This window comes from Marinobacter sp. 2_MG-2023, from assembly GCF_030546935.1.
Classification (GTDB): Bacteria; Pseudomonadota; Gammaproteobacteria; order Pseudomonadales; family Oleiphilaceae; genus Marinobacter.
This window is the reverse complement of record NZ_JAUOPH010000001.1, coordinates 345,738-362,714: the sequence shown is the minus strand read 5'-3', so window position 1 is coordinate 362,714 and position 16,977 is coordinate 345,738. Positions and strand designations below refer to the sequence as shown.

Annotated in this window: 17 protein-coding genes; 13 read left to right on the top strand and 4 right to left on the bottom strand. The window is 54.0% G+C overall.

Annotated features, from left to right (window positions below; genetic code table 11):
* Positions 1-10: 10 nt before the first annotated feature.
* Together Q4501_RS01635 and Q4501_RS01630 are read right to left on the bottom strand one after the other, a co-directional pair.
* The gene (locus Q4501_RS01635; protein ID WP_303593598.1) at positions 11-733 is read right to left on the bottom strand and encodes a gamma-glutamyl-gamma-aminobutyrate hydrolase family protein; all 723 of its coding nucleotides are present in this window, start codon (positions 731-733) and stop codon (positions 11-13) included.
* Positions 726-1,727, bottom strand: a complete 1,002-nt coding sequence (locus tag Q4501_RS01630; protein WP_303593597.1) for an amidoligase family protein — start codon at positions 1,725-1,727, stop codon at positions 726-728. Before Q4501_RS01630 ends, Q4501_RS01635 begins: the two co-directional genes overlap by 8 nt.
* A 228-nt stretch (positions 1,728-1,955) precedes the next feature.
* Between Q4501_RS01630 and lexA the strand changes: the two genes are divergently transcribed.
* Positions 1,956-2,564 carry a transcriptional repressor LexA gene (gene lexA, locus Q4501_RS01625; RefSeq protein WP_303593595.1) on the top strand — a complete coding sequence of 203 codons (609 nt, stop codon included), beginning with the start codon at positions 1,956-1,958 and terminating at the stop codon, positions 2,562-2,564.
* A gap of 44 nt (positions 2,565-2,608) precedes the next feature.
* A complete protein-coding gene (locus Q4501_RS01620; RefSeq protein WP_303593594.1) occupies positions 2,609-3,100 on the top strand; it encodes a cell division inhibitor SulA in 492 nt (163 codons plus the stop codon).
* A gap of 9 nt (positions 3,101-3,109) precedes the next feature.
* On the opposite strand, the gene Q4501_RS01615 is transcribed toward Q4501_RS01620, so the two are convergent.
* Both Q4501_RS01615 and Q4501_RS01610 read right to left on the bottom strand, forming a co-directional pair.
* Positions 3,110-3,370, bottom strand: coding sequence for a hypothetical protein (locus Q4501_RS01615; RefSeq protein WP_368497096.1), 261 nt, complete (start codon positions 3,368-3,370; stop codon positions 3,110-3,112).
* Between the two features lie 64 nt (positions 3,371-3,434).
* On the bottom strand, positions 3,435-3,941 hold the full coding sequence (locus tag Q4501_RS01610) for a DUF6586 family protein (protein WP_303593591.1): 507 nt from the start codon (positions 3,939-3,941) through the stop codon (positions 3,435-3,437).
* A 242-nt stretch (positions 3,942-4,183) separates the two neighbouring features.
* On the opposite strand from Q4501_RS01610, the gene Q4501_RS01605 reads away from it, so the two are divergent.
* The 11 genes from Q4501_RS01605 (at position 4,184) to fliJ (ending at position 16,926) form a co-directional block, all read left to right on the top strand.
* Entirely contained in the window at positions 4,184-5,542 is a 1,359-nt protein-coding gene (locus Q4501_RS01605) for a DUF1329 domain-containing protein (protein WP_303593589.1), read from the top strand.
* A gap of 88 nt (positions 5,543-5,630) precedes the next feature.
* The gene (locus Q4501_RS01600) at positions 5,631-5,984 is read left to right on the top strand and encodes an SOS cell division inhibitor (protein ID WP_303593588.1); all 354 of its coding nucleotides are present in this window, start codon (positions 5,631-5,633) and stop codon (positions 5,982-5,984) included.
* Between the two features lie 70 nt (positions 5,985-6,054).
* Positions 6,055-7,509 carry a sigma-54 dependent transcriptional regulator gene (locus Q4501_RS01595; protein ID WP_303593586.1) on the top strand — a complete coding sequence of 485 codons (1,455 nt, stop codon included), beginning with the start codon at positions 6,055-6,057 and terminating at the stop codon, positions 7,507-7,509.
* A 384-nt stretch (positions 7,510-7,893) separates the two neighbouring features.
* Positions 7,894-9,132 (top strand): PAS domain-containing sensor histidine kinase, encoded by a 1,239-nt coding sequence (locus Q4501_RS01590; RefSeq protein WP_303593584.1) that lies wholly within the window; start codon positions 7,894-7,896, stop codon positions 9,130-9,132.
* Between the two features lie 12 nt (positions 9,133-9,144).
* Positions 9,145-10,602: a sigma-54 dependent transcriptional regulator gene (locus Q4501_RS01585; protein WP_303593582.1), complete on the top strand. Its 1,458-nt coding sequence runs from the start codon at positions 9,145-9,147 to the stop codon at positions 10,600-10,602.
* Between the two features lie 441 nt (positions 10,603-11,043).
* A complete protein-coding gene (gene fliE / locus Q4501_RS01580; protein ID WP_303593580.1) occupies positions 11,044-11,412 on the top strand; it encodes a flagellar hook-basal body complex protein FliE in 369 nt (122 codons plus the stop codon).
* Positions 11,413-11,427: 15 nt separating this feature from the next.
* A complete protein-coding gene (fliF, locus tag Q4501_RS01575) occupies positions 11,428-13,137 on the top strand; it encodes a flagellar basal-body MS-ring/collar protein FliF (RefSeq protein ID WP_303593579.1) in 1,710 nt (569 codons plus the stop codon).
* Positions 13,130-14,173, top strand: coding sequence for a flagellar motor switch protein FliG (gene fliG / locus Q4501_RS01570; RefSeq protein ID WP_303593578.1), 1,044 nt, complete (start codon positions 13,130-13,132; stop codon positions 14,171-14,173). The genes fliF and fliG overlap by 8 nt, the downstream gene beginning before the upstream one ends.
* Positions 14,173-15,102 carry a flagellar assembly protein FliH gene (locus tag Q4501_RS01565; RefSeq protein WP_303593576.1) on the top strand — a complete coding sequence of 310 codons (930 nt, stop codon included), beginning with the start codon at positions 14,173-14,175 and terminating at the stop codon, positions 15,100-15,102. The genes fliG and Q4501_RS01565 overlap by 1 nt, the downstream gene beginning before the upstream one ends.
* Positions 15,083-16,483 (top strand): flagellar protein export ATPase FliI, encoded by a 1,401-nt coding sequence (fliI, locus tag Q4501_RS01560; protein WP_303593574.1) that lies wholly within the window; start codon positions 15,083-15,085, stop codon positions 16,481-16,483. Before Q4501_RS01565 ends, fliI begins: the two co-directional genes overlap by 20 nt.
* Positions 16,483-16,926: a flagellar export protein FliJ gene (fliJ, locus tag Q4501_RS01555; protein WP_303593573.1), complete on the top strand. Its 444-nt coding sequence runs from the start codon at positions 16,483-16,485 to the stop codon at positions 16,924-16,926. The genes fliI and fliJ overlap by 1 nt, the downstream gene beginning before the upstream one ends.
* Positions 16,927-16,977 lie beyond the last annotated feature (51 nt).

Sequence of the window (16,977 nt, the reverse complement as noted above, 5' to 3'; positions counted from 1 at the left end):
GTCAGGCTCGTCAGGATGCAGGTTCCAGTCGGGCCAGTTTGAATGAGAGGGCTGCTTGCACGAACTCGCTGAAGATCCGCCGGTGGCCACTGTGATAAAGCAGGTACTCGGGATGCCACTGCAGCCCCATAAGCCATTGGCCACGGGTGCTTTCTATAGCTTGGACGAAAAGATCATTGTCTACGGCTGTTACCTGCAGATTTTTGCCAAGGCGCTTTATGGCCTGACTGTGGATCCGGTTGGCTCCGATTACCGGGGCTCGCATGAGCTTTCCCAGCCGGCTGGACTTTACTAGCCGGACAGTCTGCATGGGCAGTAAAAGTGGCCTGTGGCGGGTATTTACCCTGAGAGGCGTTACGTTCTGGCACAGCGAGCCACCGTGAAATATGTTGATAAACTGAGCGCCACGGCAGATACCCAGCACCGGAATGCCGACAGACTCAGCTTGTTCCAGTAATTGAAAATCGGTTTTATCCCGGGCCTTGTCGTAATGGGCGCTCACTTGGGGTTCCTGGCCGTAACGCTCCGGATGAACGTGTGTGCCACCTGAGAGCACCAGCCCGTCTAACATCGATACGTCTACGCGGGTGCCGGGGCGGATGTAGTAAGGGCGAACACCCTGCAATCTGAGGCCGAAACTGATCAACTGTTGCGCGACGCGCCTGCGGGCGGGACCGCTGATGCCAATTGTCAGGCCGGGCAAGTTGTTTTCTGTAAGGTCCTGTTCAGACATAGCCTTTGCTTTGTAGCCACTTTGCTGAAGTTTCCTGCCAGCTATGTGTGAGATTGCGCAGGCTGATCTTTCGGCTTTCCCGGAACAAGGCTCTCAGCTCCGCCAGATCGTCTGCATTATTGGCGATCTGCTCGACCACCACCCAGTCATTCCACACACTGGAGAAGTTCCATTCCGGATTGTCGATGTCACAGTCCGGCAATCGGTAGTGCAGAGTAGGCCTGCTCTTGATGCGTGGATCTTTGACGTACTGATCGAGAAGGGGTTTGTCCAGATGGGCAAACAAAGGCAAAAGGTCCAGAGCACGGTTGCGCGTAGGATTGGATTCCAGGTAGTCAACCATCATCTGGTGTTGGTCCGGCGAATAGCCCTCCGTCACCAGTAGGTCTGTATAGCGGCTGCTCCAGGGTTCGATATAGGGCGTGAACTTTCTGCTGATATCCAGTTGGTGGTGAGCTTTGAGCCAGTCATAGAGCACGGCAAAAGCCTGGAAATAGCGAATCAGTGTTGCTGGTGTAAGATCCGGTAGTTCCGGGTTCAACTGTAAGCCGAATGCAAAATAGATAGCCTCCCGGCTACCCAGTGCGCCGGCTTCGCGTAGCTCCTTGACCAGATATTCGATCTGTTGAATTTCGGAGAACGGTAAAGGAGGACTCACAATCTCTAGCGGAACAATGCGCTCAGCTGCCGCGTCGATAACCTCCATGGCTTGCCCGCCAAGTTCACGCAGTACCTCTGGAACTCTGTCATCCGTAAGATCGAAATCTTTCACCTGCTCGGAATCAAGTTCAATGATGAAATCACCCATCGATGTCTGAAGCTTGCTCACATAGCGGGATTCGAGTGTCGGGGTTCCATCGAGAAGTTCCGCAACGATACTGACAAGTTGCTCATACCCAAGCCCGGACAGTTCGATTTCAACACCGACACGGCGTTCTTTTCCATCGGTTGTTTTCAGTATGTCTGGCATTTTGCAGGACGTAGCGTTGTTCATAGGACTCACTGGGATGAATTTGCGATCTTTTTACCATATCACACTCACTTAAGAGCGTCGGTTAAGGGGTTGAAAGAAATTAGGGTGCGCGACTTTACACTGGATAAAACACTGTATATAGTCAAAACACTGTATAAACAAACAGGAATGCTGGCAGGCCGTATCTGCCAGCAGATATCAGACCCGGCATGTATAAGCCCTGCATGCAGCAAGCGGAGCAGCGCAACAATGAAGCTGACAGCAAGACAGACTCAGGTACTGGAAATTATTCGCCGATCCGTGGATGAAACCGGTTACCCGCCCACTCGCGCAGAAATAGCCGCAGAGCTTGGATTTCGTTCGGCGAATGCCGCTGAGGAACACCTGCGGGCACTGGCACGTAAGGGCGCTATTGAGATGGTGCCGGGTGCGAGCCGGGGCATACGTCTGCCAGAAGCCGCTGAAGATCTGGGGCTGCCTGTGATCGGTCAGGTGGCGGCGGGCAGTCCGATCCTGGCCCAGGAACATATTGAAGATCATTGTACGCTGAAGCCGGAGTTTTTCTCGCCTTCGGCCGACTATCTCCTGCGGGTCCGGGGCATGAGTATGAAGGACATCGGGATTCTTGACGGCGATCTTCTGGCAGTTCACAGCACTCAGGATGTGCATAACGGGCAGGTTGTTGTAGCCAGAGTGGGTGAGGAAGTGACTGTAAAGCGTTTCCGGAAAGAGGGTTCGAAGGTCTATCTGATTGCCGAAAATGAAGAGTTTGCGCCGATTGAAGTCGATCTTACGGAGCAGGAGCTGTTCATTGAAGGGCTGGGTGTAGGTGTTATCCGGCGCTCTGATCTGCACTGATCGGGCTGGTATAAACCACAGACGCATTGAAAAACGGGTGAATTATGGAACAGCTAAGCTTTAATCAGAACATGGCGTGGCAGCAAGCTATTTTACCTTGCCCTGTGCCGGAGTATACCGCCCGAAAGCAGCGCACAGTCATTCGGGCCCGGCATAAACCGGATATCAGGGAATCCGCGCCTGCTGGCAACGTTACGGAAATCATAATGCCAGAAGGGCAGGTGGAGAATTTTCAATTACTGTTGCCGATGCTGACTCAGCTTAACCAGGAAAAGCGCTGGCTGGCCTGGATTGATCCTCCCCAGGCGCTCGTGAGCAAGTGGCAGAAAATGCACGGGATTGTTGCTGGAGAGCTTTTGGTGCTGCGCTCTACCGCAGAGTACCCGGCACGTCAGCTTGCGGAAAGAGCCCTGAGCGCAGGTACCTGTCATGCGGTAGTGATGTGGACCCGTAAACTGGGTAAGACAGCCTTTGATTCTCTGCAGAAGGCTGCGGCGGAGGGCAACAGCCATGGTGTTGTGCTCCGGCAGCGGTAAAGCCTGCCTTCAGTGCAGAGTGTATGCGGGCTGAGCGTCTGAAGCGTCCAGCTCGTCTTCTTCCCAGTCAATGTCGTGAGTGATGTTGCCAGCGGCTTCTATTCCCGCGGCAATCATTGCTTTGGCAACAGACATATCCCGATCTTCCAGCATTTCGCGAGCTTCACCTGAAAAGGAAATTTTGACCAGCGGCTCACTGTCATCGTCGATGCGTCGCAGGGCATAGTCGCCGTTGCTTAGTTGTACAATTTCGAAAAACGATGGTGACATTTCATTAACCTTTATCATGTTGAGAACCGGAAGTAGCGGTGATTGCTGCAGTGGTCGAGGGTAGTTACCACTCGCCGTGTTGCTCTTCCAGGTTGTCGGCAAACTGTTTTATCGCATTCATAGTCTTCAGGAGCGTTTGTGCGGAACGGTCGGGTCCTGCGTCAGCTGATACGGCAATGATATTTTCTGCATTAACCGTTTTTCGTGCTGCGGGCGGCCTGCTTTGAGTGGCTTCCAGCTGGTCAAGGTAGTTCCACCAACTACCCGCCTCCTGCTCAAGAGCTCTTAATTTTCTGATTTCGGTGGCTTGTTCGCCGATCAGATTTGCCAGCTCCCCCAACGACGAAGGCTCCTCCGAACGCTTCTGGTAGAACCTGGTAATCATTATCAATAATAGCCGTCTTGCCCTTAGCAGGAGCTCGATAGAGCCCTGAATAGCCGCCTCATGCTGCAGTTTCTGCGCTGGAGCATGATTAGCATTTCCGCTATCGGCAAGCTTCTCCGGCATTTCCAGAAGCGTTCTTGCAAGAAACAGCTTTTGAGAAACCAGAGAATACCATTGAGATGCCATTGATCGTGTCTGCCGTGCATTTGGGGGCTTTTGTGCGTTCTCGATTGCGGGAATTTCTCCGCCCGAACTGCCCGTGAATAAAACAGCCCACCATTGTAGCATTCCAGCGCGTAGATTTCTTCAACCCTTAGCTCCAAGCCCCCAGGTGACAATAAAACACAAACATTCACTTGAAACGGCTGTTTGAATTTGGGAAAAAGCAGCATTGAATTTTGGGTTTTCGATTGTCTGGAGGGTTTGAAATGCGGGGCCAAGTTGTCGCATGTGTTGCAGTGCTTTCGCTCGGGTTTTCCGGGCAGGCGCTGTCAGGAGTATCGTTAGCGGAAGCAGAACGGCTCAAGCAGGATCTGACGCCGGTTGGTGCCGAGCGTTCGGCCAATGCCTCTGGCAGCATTCCCGAATGGACAGGTGGGCTGTCAGAAGCACCTGCAAGCTGGCGCAAGGGTCAGGTGGAGACAGATCCGTTTCCTCAAGATGAGACGTTGTTCGTAATAACATCGAACAATATGCACCTCTACAAGGATAAGCTCTCCGAAGGCTCTCTCCAGATGCTCCGTCAGTATGGCCCGGATTTTTTCATGCCGGTTTACCAGACTCGTCGCACAGCGGCGTTTCCGGAGCATGTGTACGACAAATTCTACGAGAACGCTCTGAGCGCTGAAGTACTGGATAACGGAAATGGTGTTCGCAACACGATCATGACCAGCCCGTTTCCGATCCCCGCAAACGGGCTCGAAGTTATATGGAACCATATTCTGCGTTACCGTGGTGAAGAGGTCTCGTTCCGAAGTGGCTCAGCCACGCCTCAGGTGGACGGTTCTTTTAACCCGGTAGTAAATCAATACGATTATTACTTTGCTTACAGCAAGAAGAATACAGAACTTGCCGATATCGATAACAAAATTTTCTACCTCAAGACCGATACGATCTCGCCCTCAACATTGGCAGGTACTATCACGCTTGTGCACGAAACACTGGATCAGGTTCGCTCGCCGCGTTTAGCCTGGCGCTATGATTCTGGATCTCGGCGCCTGAGGCGTTCTCCGAACCTGGCCTATGAGACAGATTTACCGAACTCGTCTTCTCTGCGTTCTGTTGACCAGAAAGATATGTATAACGGCGCTCCCAACCAGTATGACTGGGTTTTGAAAGGTAAGCGTGAGCTCTTTGTTCCTTATAACGCTTACAAGTTACACGATGAAGATGTCAGCCCGGATGATGTGATTCGCGCCGGTCACATTAACCAGCAGCTCACACGTTATGAACTACATCGGGTGTGGGTAGTTGAGGCAAAGCGTCGCACTGGTATCAAACATATCTACGACCGTCGTGTGTTCTATGTAGATGAAGATAGCTGGCAGATCCTCATGTCCGAAGAGTATGACGAAAACGGTGATTTGTGGCGGGTTTCCGAAGCTCACAATATCAGCTATTACCAAGAGCCTGTGTTCTGGACTACTATGGAGATGACGTACGACCTCAAGTCGAAGCGTTATTACATTGATGGTCTGGATGACAATTATCCGGCCTACGATTACAACCCCGGTTTTCGTGGCAGTGAGTTTACTGCTTCCTCTGCGAGAAGGGCTGCTCGCCGCTGATTGAGCTGTAGCGGTATGGAGCGCCGGCAATCGCTGGCGCTCCTCGGGGTCGTTCGTTCTTCATCTCTTTGTGCAAGGAGAAAACGTCATGGCCGACGCTCAAGATACTTTTCACTCCGATCCGCAGGCCTGTCTGGCAAGTTTCGATCAACTTATGGCGAAACTGGGCCGCGCTCTGGCCAAAGAGGACTGGGATGCTCTGGTCAGTCTCAACTCCGGGATAAAGACCACTATAGAGCCCATGATGGTTGCGCTTGAGGCTGGGCAGGTAGAACCGGAGCCCGTCCGGACACGGATTGAAGAGTTGCGTCAGTTTCTGGACGCAGCCGGAGAAGGTGCCGCTCGGTCCAAAGCTGAAGCGGAGCTGGCTCTAAAAGGCATGAACCGTAACCGCAGTGCAGCCAAGGCCTACCAAAATATTTCAACGTCTCGACCTAAATAGTGTCATAAAATTGACTCTACTGGCTTTACCGTCTTAAATACCGCACAAATCCCCAAAGAGATTCTTGTGAATGTCCAAAAATAACAAGGTTCTGGTGCTAAGTGAGGATGAGTCGAGGCTTCATGACTTGGCGACGATCCTGGAATTCATTGGCGAAGAGCAAGTGGTTGCAGGCGATGATGCCTGGGCGCTCCTTGAATCTGGAGATCAAGAGAGTCTTGCGGACATTTCCGTTGCCATCGTTAACGGTGTCGACACCGGTGTCGTAAAGACAATTGAATCTCTTTGTCGGGCTGCCCAGGGTGTTCCGTTGCTGGTGGTGGGTGATCCCGAACTGAAAGGCCTGGCGGAGACAGATTCTGCCCGCATAATTGCCCGCTTGGAATGGCCTCTGCATTACACGAAGTTTGTAGATTCACTTTATCGCGCTCAAATTTTCTATGATCAGTTCCGGCGCTCAAAGGAGCGGGGCCAGCAGCGTGGTCTGCAGTTGTTCCGCAGTCTGGTGGGCACCAGTCGCAAGGTTCAGCAAGTTCGCCAGCTTATGGAACAGGTTGCGGATAAGGATGTGAGCGTTCTGGTTACCGGGCCGTCGGGGACCGGCAAAGAAGTTGTCGCAAGAAACCTTCATTATCACTCTTCACGTCGTGACAAGCCGTTCGTGCCCGTTAACTGCGGCGCCATTCCCGCAGAGCTGCTTGAGAGCGAGCTTTTCGGGCATGAAAAGGGCGCGTTCACTGGTGCAATTACGGCGCGAGTCGGCCGTTTCGAACTGGCAGAAGGGGGCACCCTGTTTCTGGATGAGATCGGCGATATGCCGCTCAATATGCAGGTAAAAATACTTCGTGTGCTGCAAGAGCGGACATTCGAACGAGTGGGCAGTAACCGGACAATTTCTGCCGATGTGCGTGTTATCGCAGCGACTCACAAGCACCTTGAGGACATGATTGAATCGGGAGAGTTTCGAGAGGATCTCTACTATCGATTAAACGTTTTTCCGATTGAGGTACCGTCATTGCGGGATCGGGTGGAGGACATTCCACTGCTGATCAACGAGCTGATTTCCCGCATGGAGAAGGAAAAACGCGGTTCCTTACGCCTGAATTCGGCGGCGATCATGAGCCTGTGCCGGCACGACTGGCCGGGTAACGTTCGTGAGCTGGCGAATCTGGTTGAGCGGCTGGCAATCATGCATCCTTACTCGGTAATCGGGGTGCAGGAATTGCCAAAGAAGTTCAGGTATGTAGATGATTTCGATGAGAATCGGCCGGTTGAGGATTCGGGGATGCCTTCTGGTATTCCTGGCCTTGTGGGACTGGATTCTCCGGCTTTATTGCCAGTGAATGGTATTGATCTCAAGGATTATCTTTCGAACCTGGAGAGGCAACTGATTCAGCAGGCTTTGGACGAGGCAGGGGGGGTAGTTGCTCGGGCTGCGGAGAAGCTACGGATTCGGCGGACTACGCTTGTGGAGAAGGTTCGGAAGTATGGGCTTCGGGAAGAGGAGGAGCCTGAGGAGTCCTGATCAATTACAGTTAGGTGGCGGCGTGGTCGCGGTGGTGTGGGACTGGGGAGGTCTTTTGAAAAAGTGCCGCACAACTCGCTTCGCTCAGACAAGCGGTTCTTTTTAAAAAGACCTCCCCAATCCCACCTGTACATATTTTATTGCCGCTGCGGTGTCTGATTTTTATTCTGTTGCTGGTTGTGACAATAAGACGTCAAGGGTCTCAGGCCCTTGGCGTTTTTTTCGTTACGGGCGACGTAAAACTGTCGCTCACCTTTCTTTTGCTTTTCTTAGCTTCTGATATTTATGGAAAAATATGAGTTGGCACGAAGCTGGCTTAGTGGCTTGTAAACGAATCATCCTATGGGTGTGGTCCGATGTAACGGACTGATCGGGAGTCAGGTTATGAGTCAGGCACAGTTTGTCATTTCATCAGCAGAGCATGAGGCGCGGGCCAATGCAGCGGCGGATGCTAACGATAAGGTGAGGGCGCTGTTTCCGCAGCAGAATGATGAGGCGGTGGATTCTGCGTTAGAAATGTTCAATCAGATGTCTAGGCAGATCACCGATTCCTATCGCACTCTGGAGTCTCGGGTTAATCAGTTGTCCGGCGAACTGAGCCAGGAGTCTTTACAGCGCCAGCAGGAGCTGGAAGAGAAAGAGCAGTTGGCTGACCGTCTCTCTACGCTTCTGAAAGCGCTGCCCGCTGGTGTGGTGGTTCTTGATAGTCAGGGGGTTGTGTCGCAGAGCAATCCTGCGGCTATCGCGTTATTGGGTGAACCGCTGGGCGGTGAGCGCTGGGTGGATGTGATTCGCCGCTGCTTCTCGCCACGCCGGGATGACGGTCATGAGGTGTCTTTGAAAGATGGACGCCGTGTGAGTATCGAAATTCGTACTATGGATAACCAGCCAGGCCAGTTGATTCTGCTTACCGACCTGACGGAAACCCGTCATTTGCAGTCGCAGCTCGCTCATGCTCAGCGGCTTTCGGCCATGGGCAAGATGGTGGCTTCGCTTGCGCACCAGATTCGTACGCCCCTGTCTGCAGCCATTCTTTATGGTGGCCATTTGACGCAGGATGATCTGGATGAGGAGATGCGCCAGCGTTGTGCCTCGCGCCTGATGTCCCGGCTTACGCATCTTGAGCAACAGGTGCGGGATATGTTGATTTTCGCCCGGGGCGAAACCCGGCTGGCGGAAGAGCTGTCTGCAGAAACGCTGGTTTCGGCTCTGGAGTCTGCCCTGGAAGGGATTAAGACCGCTGCCGGTGCTGATGTGATTTTGAGAACCGATCTGCCGGAAGATTGCCGGCTGTTATGTAACCGGGATGCGCTGGTCGGAGCCTGTACCAACCTCGTGAACAATAGTGTTGAAGCTGGCGCCACTGCGGTTGTCGTGCAGGTTGTATCAGAAGCCGGTGAGTTGTTGATTCGGGTTATGGATAACGGCCCGGGGTTTGGCAAGGCTGAAGCAAGCCGGCTGTCTGAAGCTTTTTATACCACTAAATCCCATGGTACCGGGCTTGGCCTGGCGGTTGTGCAGGCGGTTGTTAAGGCCCACCAGGGTAAATTTTTTATTGAGTCGCCAGAGCAGGGTGGTGCTGTCGCTACTCTGCGTCTGCCGCTATTGCATAATAAAGTCTGATCGGAGGCAACCATGGCCAAGGCACAGATTCTGATTGTTGAAGATGATCGTGACCTGCGCGAGGCGCTGGTGACTACCCTGGAACTGGCGAAGTTTCGCGTGCGCGAGGCCTCGAATGCTCACGAAGCCCTGGCACGGCTTGCAGAAGCTCCAGTTGATATGGTGGTCAGTGATGTCAATATGCCCGGGCTTTCCGGTCATGAGTTGCTGAGCGAGGTGCAACGCCTGCATCCGGGGTTGCCGATGATGCTGATCACGGCGTACGGGCAAATCAGTCATGCTGTTTCTGCGATGCAGTCCGGTGCGGTGGATTATCTGGTTAAACCGTTTGAGCCGAAGGTGCTGGTTGATGCAGTCACCAAGGTAGTGGGTGGTAGCCGTCAGAAATCCGGCGATGAGCCCGTTGCGGAGGATCCAGCCAGCAGGCGTGTTTTCCAGTTGGCGGCCAAGGTGGCTGGCAGTGAATCTACAGTGATGATCTCCGGGGAAAGTGGGACCGGCAAAGAAGTTTTGGCACGGTATATTCATCAGCAGTCGCCTCGAGCAGATCAGCCCTTTGTTGCTATTAACTGTGCAGCTATTCCCGAGAATATGCTTGAGGCGATCCTGTTTGGCCATGAGAAAGGTGCCTTTACCGGAGCGGTTGCATCTGCACCAGGGAAGTTCGAACAGGCTAATGGCGGAACGATTCTTCTGGACGAAGTGTCTGAAATGGATCCGGCATTGCAGTCCAAGCTGCTTCGCGTATTGCAGGAGCGGGAAGTTGAGCGGGTAGGAGGGCGCAAAACCATCGCGCTGGATGTTCGTGTGATTGCCACCACTAACCGGGATCTGGCCGATTTCGTGCGGGAAGGGCGATTCCGGGAAGATCTCTACTATCGGCTTAGCGTATTTCCTATGCACTGGCAGCCGCTGCGAGAGCGCCCACTGGATATCCTTCCGATGGCAATGTCGCTGCTTAAAAAGCACTGTCGCAAGATGAAGCTTACCGGCATCAGCTTTGCTGCTGATGCCCGCAATGCGCTGATGCAACACTCATGGCCTGGTAATGTAAGGGAGTTGGATAACGCCATCCAGCGATCATTGGTTTTGCACCAGGGTAATGTGATTCACGTTGACGATCTGTGCCTTGATATTGGTACCAGCCGACGTTTCGATGGCCTTGCCGAAGCACCTATGGCATCTCCTCGTACTTCCGAGCCCTTTGACGAGGCGTATACGCAGTCCGCTGAGCAGGCTGCAGTTGGTGAGGCGGAGGCCCTGGCACCGTCATCGATCGAAGCCGGCTCGCTTGGTGATGATCTACGCCAGCAGGAGTTCCGTATAATCATTCAGACACTCAGAAATGAGCGCGGGCGTCGTAACAGGGCAGCGGAGCAATTGGGCATCAGCCCGAGAACTCTGAGATATAAACTGGCCCAGATGCGTGAAGCGGGCATTGATCTGGATGCAGAGTTAGCGATTGCGTGATGAGTTCTTCAGTAGTCTTTTTTTGTAGTGATCCTTGATTGTAGTAGCTCTTTATCGTAGTACCCCTTCATTGCGGCACCCTTCATGGGTGCCTTTTTTTATGTGCTCCAGTGCGGCGCGCACTCTGATCAGTTTTGCGCCAGTCTCCGGAAATCCTCGCTCTTTGGGGTTGTAGGGCACCTATCCTCACCGTGCTAACAACTTTATCCACAGGTATTGTGGGTAACCTTGATGCTTGGATATTCCAGTTCTGAGTCATCGTAAAATCGCCCATTTGCTTCTGTCAAAACCTTGTCGGTAGAGATTGGTTTTGGTTTGGAGTCTCCTTTAACTATCTGTTAAACATTAAAAAAATAATTTTGGCCTGACCATTGCTTAGTTTTAACTATTACAGTCAGTCCAGCAATCCTGCCTCTAACGGGGTGGTGTCAGGAGAAATTTATGGTTCAGCGTGCCGACATCAACAGTGTACTGTCCGATATCCGTTCACTGCGTTCACAAATGATGCAGAACCAGCGTGTTGAGCAGGACCAGTCGGTGCGTGGCCGCATTGATGGACCGCGTCAGGTTGACCAGGCCCGGGAGACATCGAATTTTGGCGATATGCTCGGTAAGGCTGTTAATAGTGTCAATGAAGTTCAGCAAAATGCCAGCGAGCTGCGCACGGCATACGATATGGGCGACCCCAATGTGGACATCACTCGGGTGATGATTGCTGCCCAGAAGTCTTCTGTGTCTTTTGAAGCCTTGACCCAGGTGCGTAACCGCGTGGTCAGGGCTTACGAAGACATCATGAATATGCCTATCTGATAACGGAGCACAGACATGGCCAGCGTTCCCGCCGAAACTACCTCAAACATGCCAACCGCTCAAGATGGTGCTGGCTCCGACAGCAACAGCGATTTGTTTCTGGGGTTTAACCGATTGAACCTTCTGCGCCAGGTTGGCCTGATGGTCGGCCTCGCTGCCAGCGTTGCGTTGGGTGTTGCGGTTGTGCTCTGGGCTCAGGAGCCGAATTACCAGCCAGTCGTGGGCGACTTGTCGGCTTACAACCCTCAGGATGTCACCACTATCCTCGATAGCAACGGCATCGATTACAAAATGGATACGCGTTCAGGCGCCTTATTAGTGCCTTCCGATCAGGTCTACAATGCGCGGCTCAAGTTGGCTGCTGAAGGCGTAACAGACCAGAAAACCATGGGCTACGAGCTTCTCGACAAAGATCGCGGTTTAGGTACATCGCAGTTCATGGAAACCGTAAGCTATCGCCGTGGTCTCGAGGGCGAACTGGCGCGAACCATCAGCAGCATGCGTGGCGTTCGTGGTGCCAGGGTTCACCTGGCGATTCCAGAGCGCTCCGTGTTCGTGCGGGATGCCAGGGATCCTACAGCCTCGGTTTTTCTCGAAGTCTTTGCCGGTCGTCGCCCCGAGCAGGAGCAAATTGCAGCGATTGTGAATCTGGTTGCCGGCAGCATTCCGATGATGAATAAGGATCACGTAACGGTAGTTGATCAGAACGGGAACCTGCTTACCGGGAAAGAAAACCGGGGTGATGGCGAGCGCATGCAGGATCAGTACGATTATACCTCGCGTCTGGAAGAGGGGCTGACCCGCCGCGTTTCCTCGTTGATTGCTCCCATTGTGGGCGAAGGTCGGTACCGGGCAGAAGTGTCTGCGGACCTGGACTTCTCGTCTGTGGAGCAGGCCGAAGAGCTGTTTAATCCCGAACAACAGGCCGTTCGCAGTGAACGTGATCTAACAGAGCAGCGCGTTGCCGGGTTCAATGGCGGTATACCCGGGGCCTTGTCCAATCAGCCTCCTGCAGATGCGACAGTGCCTGAACAGGCGAACGCACAAGCGGGCGATGCTGATGAAGGCGCGCCGGCGGCCCCACCGGTTAATGTGCGCACGGAATCTACCCGAAACTATGAGATGGATCGAACGGTCAGCTACACCCGGCAGGAGTTGGGACGCATAAGGCGTGTGACCGTCGCGCTCGCAGTCGATGATATGAAAGTGGTTAACCCGGAAACCGGCGCGGTAACTTATGAGCCTTGGCCCGAGCAGGAGTTGCAACGCCTGAGTATGCTCGTACGCGATGCCGTCGGCTATTCCGCCGCACGCGGTGACAGCGTGACCGTAATGAACACAGCGTTTGCTCCGGAAGAAGCATTCGAGTTTGAAACCCCGGGGTTCTGGGAACAGCCCTGGTTCTGGGACCTGATGAAGCAGGTACTGGCCGGATTGGTTATCCTGGTACTCGTGCTTGGCTTGCTGCGTCCGACGCTGAAGAGCCTTTCCGGTGGTGGGCGTCGTGAGCGCGACGATGAAGCTGGCTCCGCAGGCTATGACGGGTACGACGACGTTGGCGGCAATGATGCTTTGCGCCAGGCGATGTCTTCTCAGGATGACTTGCTTTTGCCCGGCGCTACAGATAGTTATGATAGGCAGCTGAATGCTCTTAAAGGCTTGATTGCCGAAGACCCGGCGAGGGTATCTCAAGTAATGCGCCAGTGGGTGAATGTTGATGACTGATCAATCCAGGCAGTCGGGCGGTGATACGCCCCAAAAACCTGCGCGGAAGATTCCGCGGGTAGAGCAGGCTGCGATCTTGCTGATGTCTCTGGGCGAAGCGGATGCCGCCGAAGTGCTCAAGCATATGGGCCCGAAAGAGGTCCAACGGGTAGGCGTTGCCATGGCCCAGATGAAAGACGTTAGCAAAGATGAAGTGACCTACGTATTGAATCAGTTCGTGGACGCTGTGGGTGGCCAGACCGGACTGGGCGTTGGCAATGACGACTACATCCGCGCCATGCTCACTCAGGCTCTGGGTGACGACAAAGCCGCCAGCCTCATTGACCGCATTCTCATCGGCGGCAATACCACCGGGTTGGATACGCTCAAATGGATGGAGCCAAGAGCGGTTGGTGACATAATCCGCTATGAACACCCACAGATTCAGGCCATTGTTATCTCATACCTTGATCCTGATCAGGCGGCTGAAATTCTCGCAACGCTGGATGAGAAGGTGCGTCTCGATGTCATGATGCGGGTTGCTTCGCTTGAAAGCATTCAGCCCCAGGCTTTGCAGGAACTGAACGACATTCTGGAGAAACAGTTCTCCGGAGGAGCCTCGGCCCAGACCAGCCGGATAGGCGGTGTACGGCGTGCTGCGGATATAATGAACTTTATGGACCGCAGCATCGAGGGCACTCTGTTGGATTCGATCAAGGATATGGATCCCGATCTGGCCACCACCATCGAAGACCTCATGTTCGTATTTGATAACCTTAAGGACATTGATGACAGAGGTATTCAGGCATTGCTGCGTGAAGTGTCGTCTGAAGTGCTTGTAGTCGCTCTGAAGGGTGCCGATGATGCGGTTCAGGAAAAGATTTTCAAGAACATGTCCAAGCGCGCTGCCGAGCTGCTGCAGGATGACCTTGAGGCGAAGGGCCCGGTGAAGGTCAGCGATGTGGAAGCTGCCCAGAAAGACATAATTACCATTGCCCGTCGCATGGCTGAAGCGGGAGAAATTACGCTTGGCGGTGCCGGTGAAGAAATGATGTGATGAAAGACTCCTCCAACGATTCCTCCAGAGACACCAGCCGCATTCCCAAGGAGCAGTTGACTGCCTATGAGCGCTGGGAACTTCCGTTACTGGATGCCAGTGGCAATGAGGTTGCGCGTGAAGAGGAGCGGGATGTCAAACCTCTGACGGCAGCTGATCTTGCGGAAATTCGTCAGGCGGCACGGGAAGATGGCTTTAACGAAGGCCGGGACCAGGGGCTGCAGGAGGGGCGGGCTGAAGGTTACGAACTGGGCCACAAGGAAGGGCTGGAAACCGGCCTTGCCGAGGGAAGGGAACGGGGGCAGGCTGAAGGCTATGACGAAACCCGTGCGGAAGTAAGTGCAAGCCTGGATCGCCTCGAACCCATACTGGAAGAGCTGTTGTTGCCCATCCGAAAACATCAGGATGAACTTGAAACCTCGCTACTCAATCTCACCATGGTCCTTGCTCGCGCCGTTGTTTACCGCGAGCTGACTATCGATTCCTCACAGATACGTCAGGTGGTACGCCAGGCCGTAGAAGCTCTGCCTTCAACGGCGGATAACGTCCGGATTCATGTTCATCCGGACGACTTCAGTGCGGTTCGCGATGTGGCCGAGCGTTTGGAGGCAACAGCTTCAGTTGTGGAGGATAGTAAAGTGTTACCTGGCGGATGCCGGGTTGAAACCCGCAACAGCCTGGTCGACTTTACCGTTGAAAAACGCTTTCAGCGCGCTGTTCAGAGTATGTTGGAACGGCAGACGGATGACGGTGAAGTGGGTGAGGCTGAAGAGCTGAATGCCATAATGGATGACCTGACGGACTTCCAGAGGGATGTGTTGAGTACGCCGGGTCACTCCCCAAAGGACGACGCTGTCGAAAGCACTGGCAAAGATTCTGACGAAGATGATCCCACCGAAGGTGAGCGTGATGACATCCTCCCTGGCTGACCGTCTGGATCGATACAAAGCTTATCTGCAAACTGATCCTGAGCCAGAACTATCCGGGCGCCTGACCAGAATGGTAGGGCTGACGCTGGAGTGCGTTGGATGCCCCATGGTGGTGGGCGACCGCTGTGTGATTAAAGGCCAGGGTGCCGGAACGGTTGAAGCCGAGGTTGTAGGTTTTGAAGATGACAAGGTCTACCTAATGCCCCTGACCGCTATAGAAGGCCTCAAACCGGGCGCCAGGGTGGTTCCCTTATCTGCCGCAAGCCGTGTTCCTGTTGGCCCTCTTATGCTCGGCCGGGTGGTCGATGGCAGTGGCGAACCTCTTGATGGCAAAGGCCCGCTTCAGGCCGAATCCAGAGTTCCGCTTACCGGAGAGATTATCAACCCCCTCAACCGTGCTCCGGTAAGGCAGTCCATGGATGTGGGTATCCGGGCTATCAATGCCTTACTGACCGTTGGTCAGGGGCAGCGTCTGGGCCTTTTTGCTGGCAGTGGCGTTGGTAAAAGTATGCTGCTTGGCATGATGACCCGGTTCACGGATGCCGATGTCATCGTGGTAGGGCTGATAGGTGAGCGGGGCCGGGAGGTCAAGGAATTTATAGAGGACATTCTGGGCGAAGAAGGCCTCTCCAGGTCGGTTGTGGTTGCCGCGCCAGCGGATGACTCCCCCCTTATGCGCCTGCGAGCGGCCATGCTGACTACCCGTATTGCTGAGTATTATCGGGACAAGGGCAAGCGCGTTCTGTTGCTGATGGATTCGCTAACCCGATACGCACAGGCCCAGCGTGAAATTGCGCTGGCGGTTGGTGAGCCACCGGCCACCAAAGGTTATCCACCTTCCGTATTTGCTAAACTTCCGCAGTTGGTTGAGCGCACCGGCAATGGTTTGCCCGGAGGTGGCTCGATCACCGCATTTTATACCGTTCTCACCGAAGGTGATGACCAGCAGGACCCGATTGCGGACGCTGCCAGGGCAATTCTCGATGGTCACATTGTGCTTTCTCGCAGGCTTGCAGAAGAAGGACATTACCCAGCTATCGACGTGGAAGCTTCCATCAGCCGGGTTATGCCTCAGGTTACCGAAGCTGAGCACTTTTCCCGGTCGCAGCGTTTCAAGCAGGTCTATTCCCGCTATCAGCAGGCCAGGGATCTGATCAGCGTAGGTGCTTATGTGAAGGGCTCCGACCCGGAAACTGACTTCGCTATTACTCATATCGGGAATATGCGCCAGTTTTTGCAGCAGGGCCTGAACGAACGGGCCTCGCTGGCCGAAAGCATCGAAGGGTTATTGGCTGTGGTTCCCGAGCGCCGTTCGCCGGAGCGCCGCAAGTCAGCCGTTCCGGACCCATCTGCCATCAACACCAGTAGAGGTGCCGGTTAATGTTGCGCTCGCAACGTCTGGCCGTAGTGCTCACGGTGGAAGAGCGCAAGGAGCAGGCGGCACTCGAGCGGATGGGTAAAGCCCGCGAACTCATGGAGCAGCACAGCAGCCAGGTCGAAAACCTCAACCGCTATCAGCAGGAATACCGGGATCAGATTCGTGGCAGCCAGCATGGTGTGGTTCAGGTCAGTCGTTTACAAGCCTGGCAGGCATTTATAGCCCAGCTTGACCAGGTTATCCTGCAGCAACAAAAGCAGCTGGATCAGGCTGAAGCCGTGTTCGAGTCCCGCCGACTGGAGTGGCAGCAAGCCTGGGAGCGTCGGCGAGGGATGGAGAAATACATCGAAACCTGTCGTAAGCAAGAGCAGGTCGCACAGGACGCGCAAGAACAGAAACTGTCCGATGAAGCAGCAGGCCGGGCTTTTTCGCGGCGTCGTCGCTGAATTTGTGCGGAATCAATGGTGATGCCATGCAAACTGACTGCGCTGAGCTAT

Excerpts from the sequence above, each read along its gene's own strand:
- Q4501_RS01635 (WP_303593598.1), bottom strand. The coding sequence starts at position 733 with ATGTCTGAACAGGACCTTACAGAAAACAACTTGCCCGGCCTGACAATT.
- Q4501_RS01630 (WP_303593597.1), bottom strand. The coding sequence starts at position 1,727 with ATGAACAACGCTACGTCCTGCAAAATGCCAGACATACTGAAAACAACC.
- lexA (WP_303593595.1), top strand. The coding sequence starts at position 1,956 with ATGAAGCTGACAGCAAGACAGACTCAGGTACTGGAAATTATTCGCCGA.
- Q4501_RS01620 (WP_303593594.1), top strand. The coding sequence starts at position 2,609 with ATGGAACAGCTAAGCTTTAATCAGAACATGGCGTGGCAGCAAGCTATT.
- Q4501_RS01615 (WP_368497096.1), bottom strand. The coding sequence starts at position 3,370 with ATGTCACCATCGTTTTTCGAAATTGTACAACTAAGCAACGGCGACTAT.
- Q4501_RS01610 (WP_303593591.1), bottom strand. The coding sequence starts at position 3,941 with ATGGCATCTCAATGGTATTCTCTGGTTTCTCAAAAGCTGTTTCTTGCA.
- Q4501_RS01605 (WP_303593589.1), top strand. The coding sequence starts at position 4,184 with ATGCGGGGCCAAGTTGTCGCATGTGTTGCAGTGCTTTCGCTCGGGTTT.
- Q4501_RS01600 (WP_303593588.1), top strand. The coding sequence starts at position 5,631 with ATGGCCGACGCTCAAGATACTTTTCACTCCGATCCGCAGGCCTGTCTG.
- Q4501_RS01595 (WP_303593586.1), top strand. The coding sequence starts at position 6,055 with ATGTCCAAAAATAACAAGGTTCTGGTGCTAAGTGAGGATGAGTCGAGG.
- Q4501_RS01590 (WP_303593584.1), top strand. The coding sequence starts at position 7,894 with ATGAGTCAGGCACAGTTTGTCATTTCATCAGCAGAGCATGAGGCGCGG.
- Q4501_RS01585 (WP_303593582.1), top strand. The coding sequence starts at position 9,145 with ATGGCCAAGGCACAGATTCTGATTGTTGAAGATGATCGTGACCTGCGC.
- fliE (WP_303593580.1), top strand. The coding sequence starts at position 11,044 with ATGGTTCAGCGTGCCGACATCAACAGTGTACTGTCCGATATCCGTTCA.
- fliF (WP_303593579.1), top strand. The coding sequence starts at position 11,428 with ATGGCCAGCGTTCCCGCCGAAACTACCTCAAACATGCCAACCGCTCAA.
- fliG (WP_303593578.1), top strand. The coding sequence starts at position 13,130 with ATGACTGATCAATCCAGGCAGTCGGGCGGTGATACGCCCCAAAAACCT.
- Q4501_RS01565 (WP_303593576.1), top strand. The coding sequence starts at position 14,173 with ATGAAAGACTCCTCCAACGATTCCTCCAGAGACACCAGCCGCATTCCC.
- fliI (WP_303593574.1), top strand. The coding sequence starts at position 15,083 with ATGACATCCTCCCTGGCTGACCGTCTGGATCGATACAAAGCTTATCTG.
- fliJ (WP_303593573.1), top strand. The coding sequence starts at position 16,483 with ATGTTGCGCTCGCAACGTCTGGCCGTAGTGCTCACGGTGGAAGAGCGC.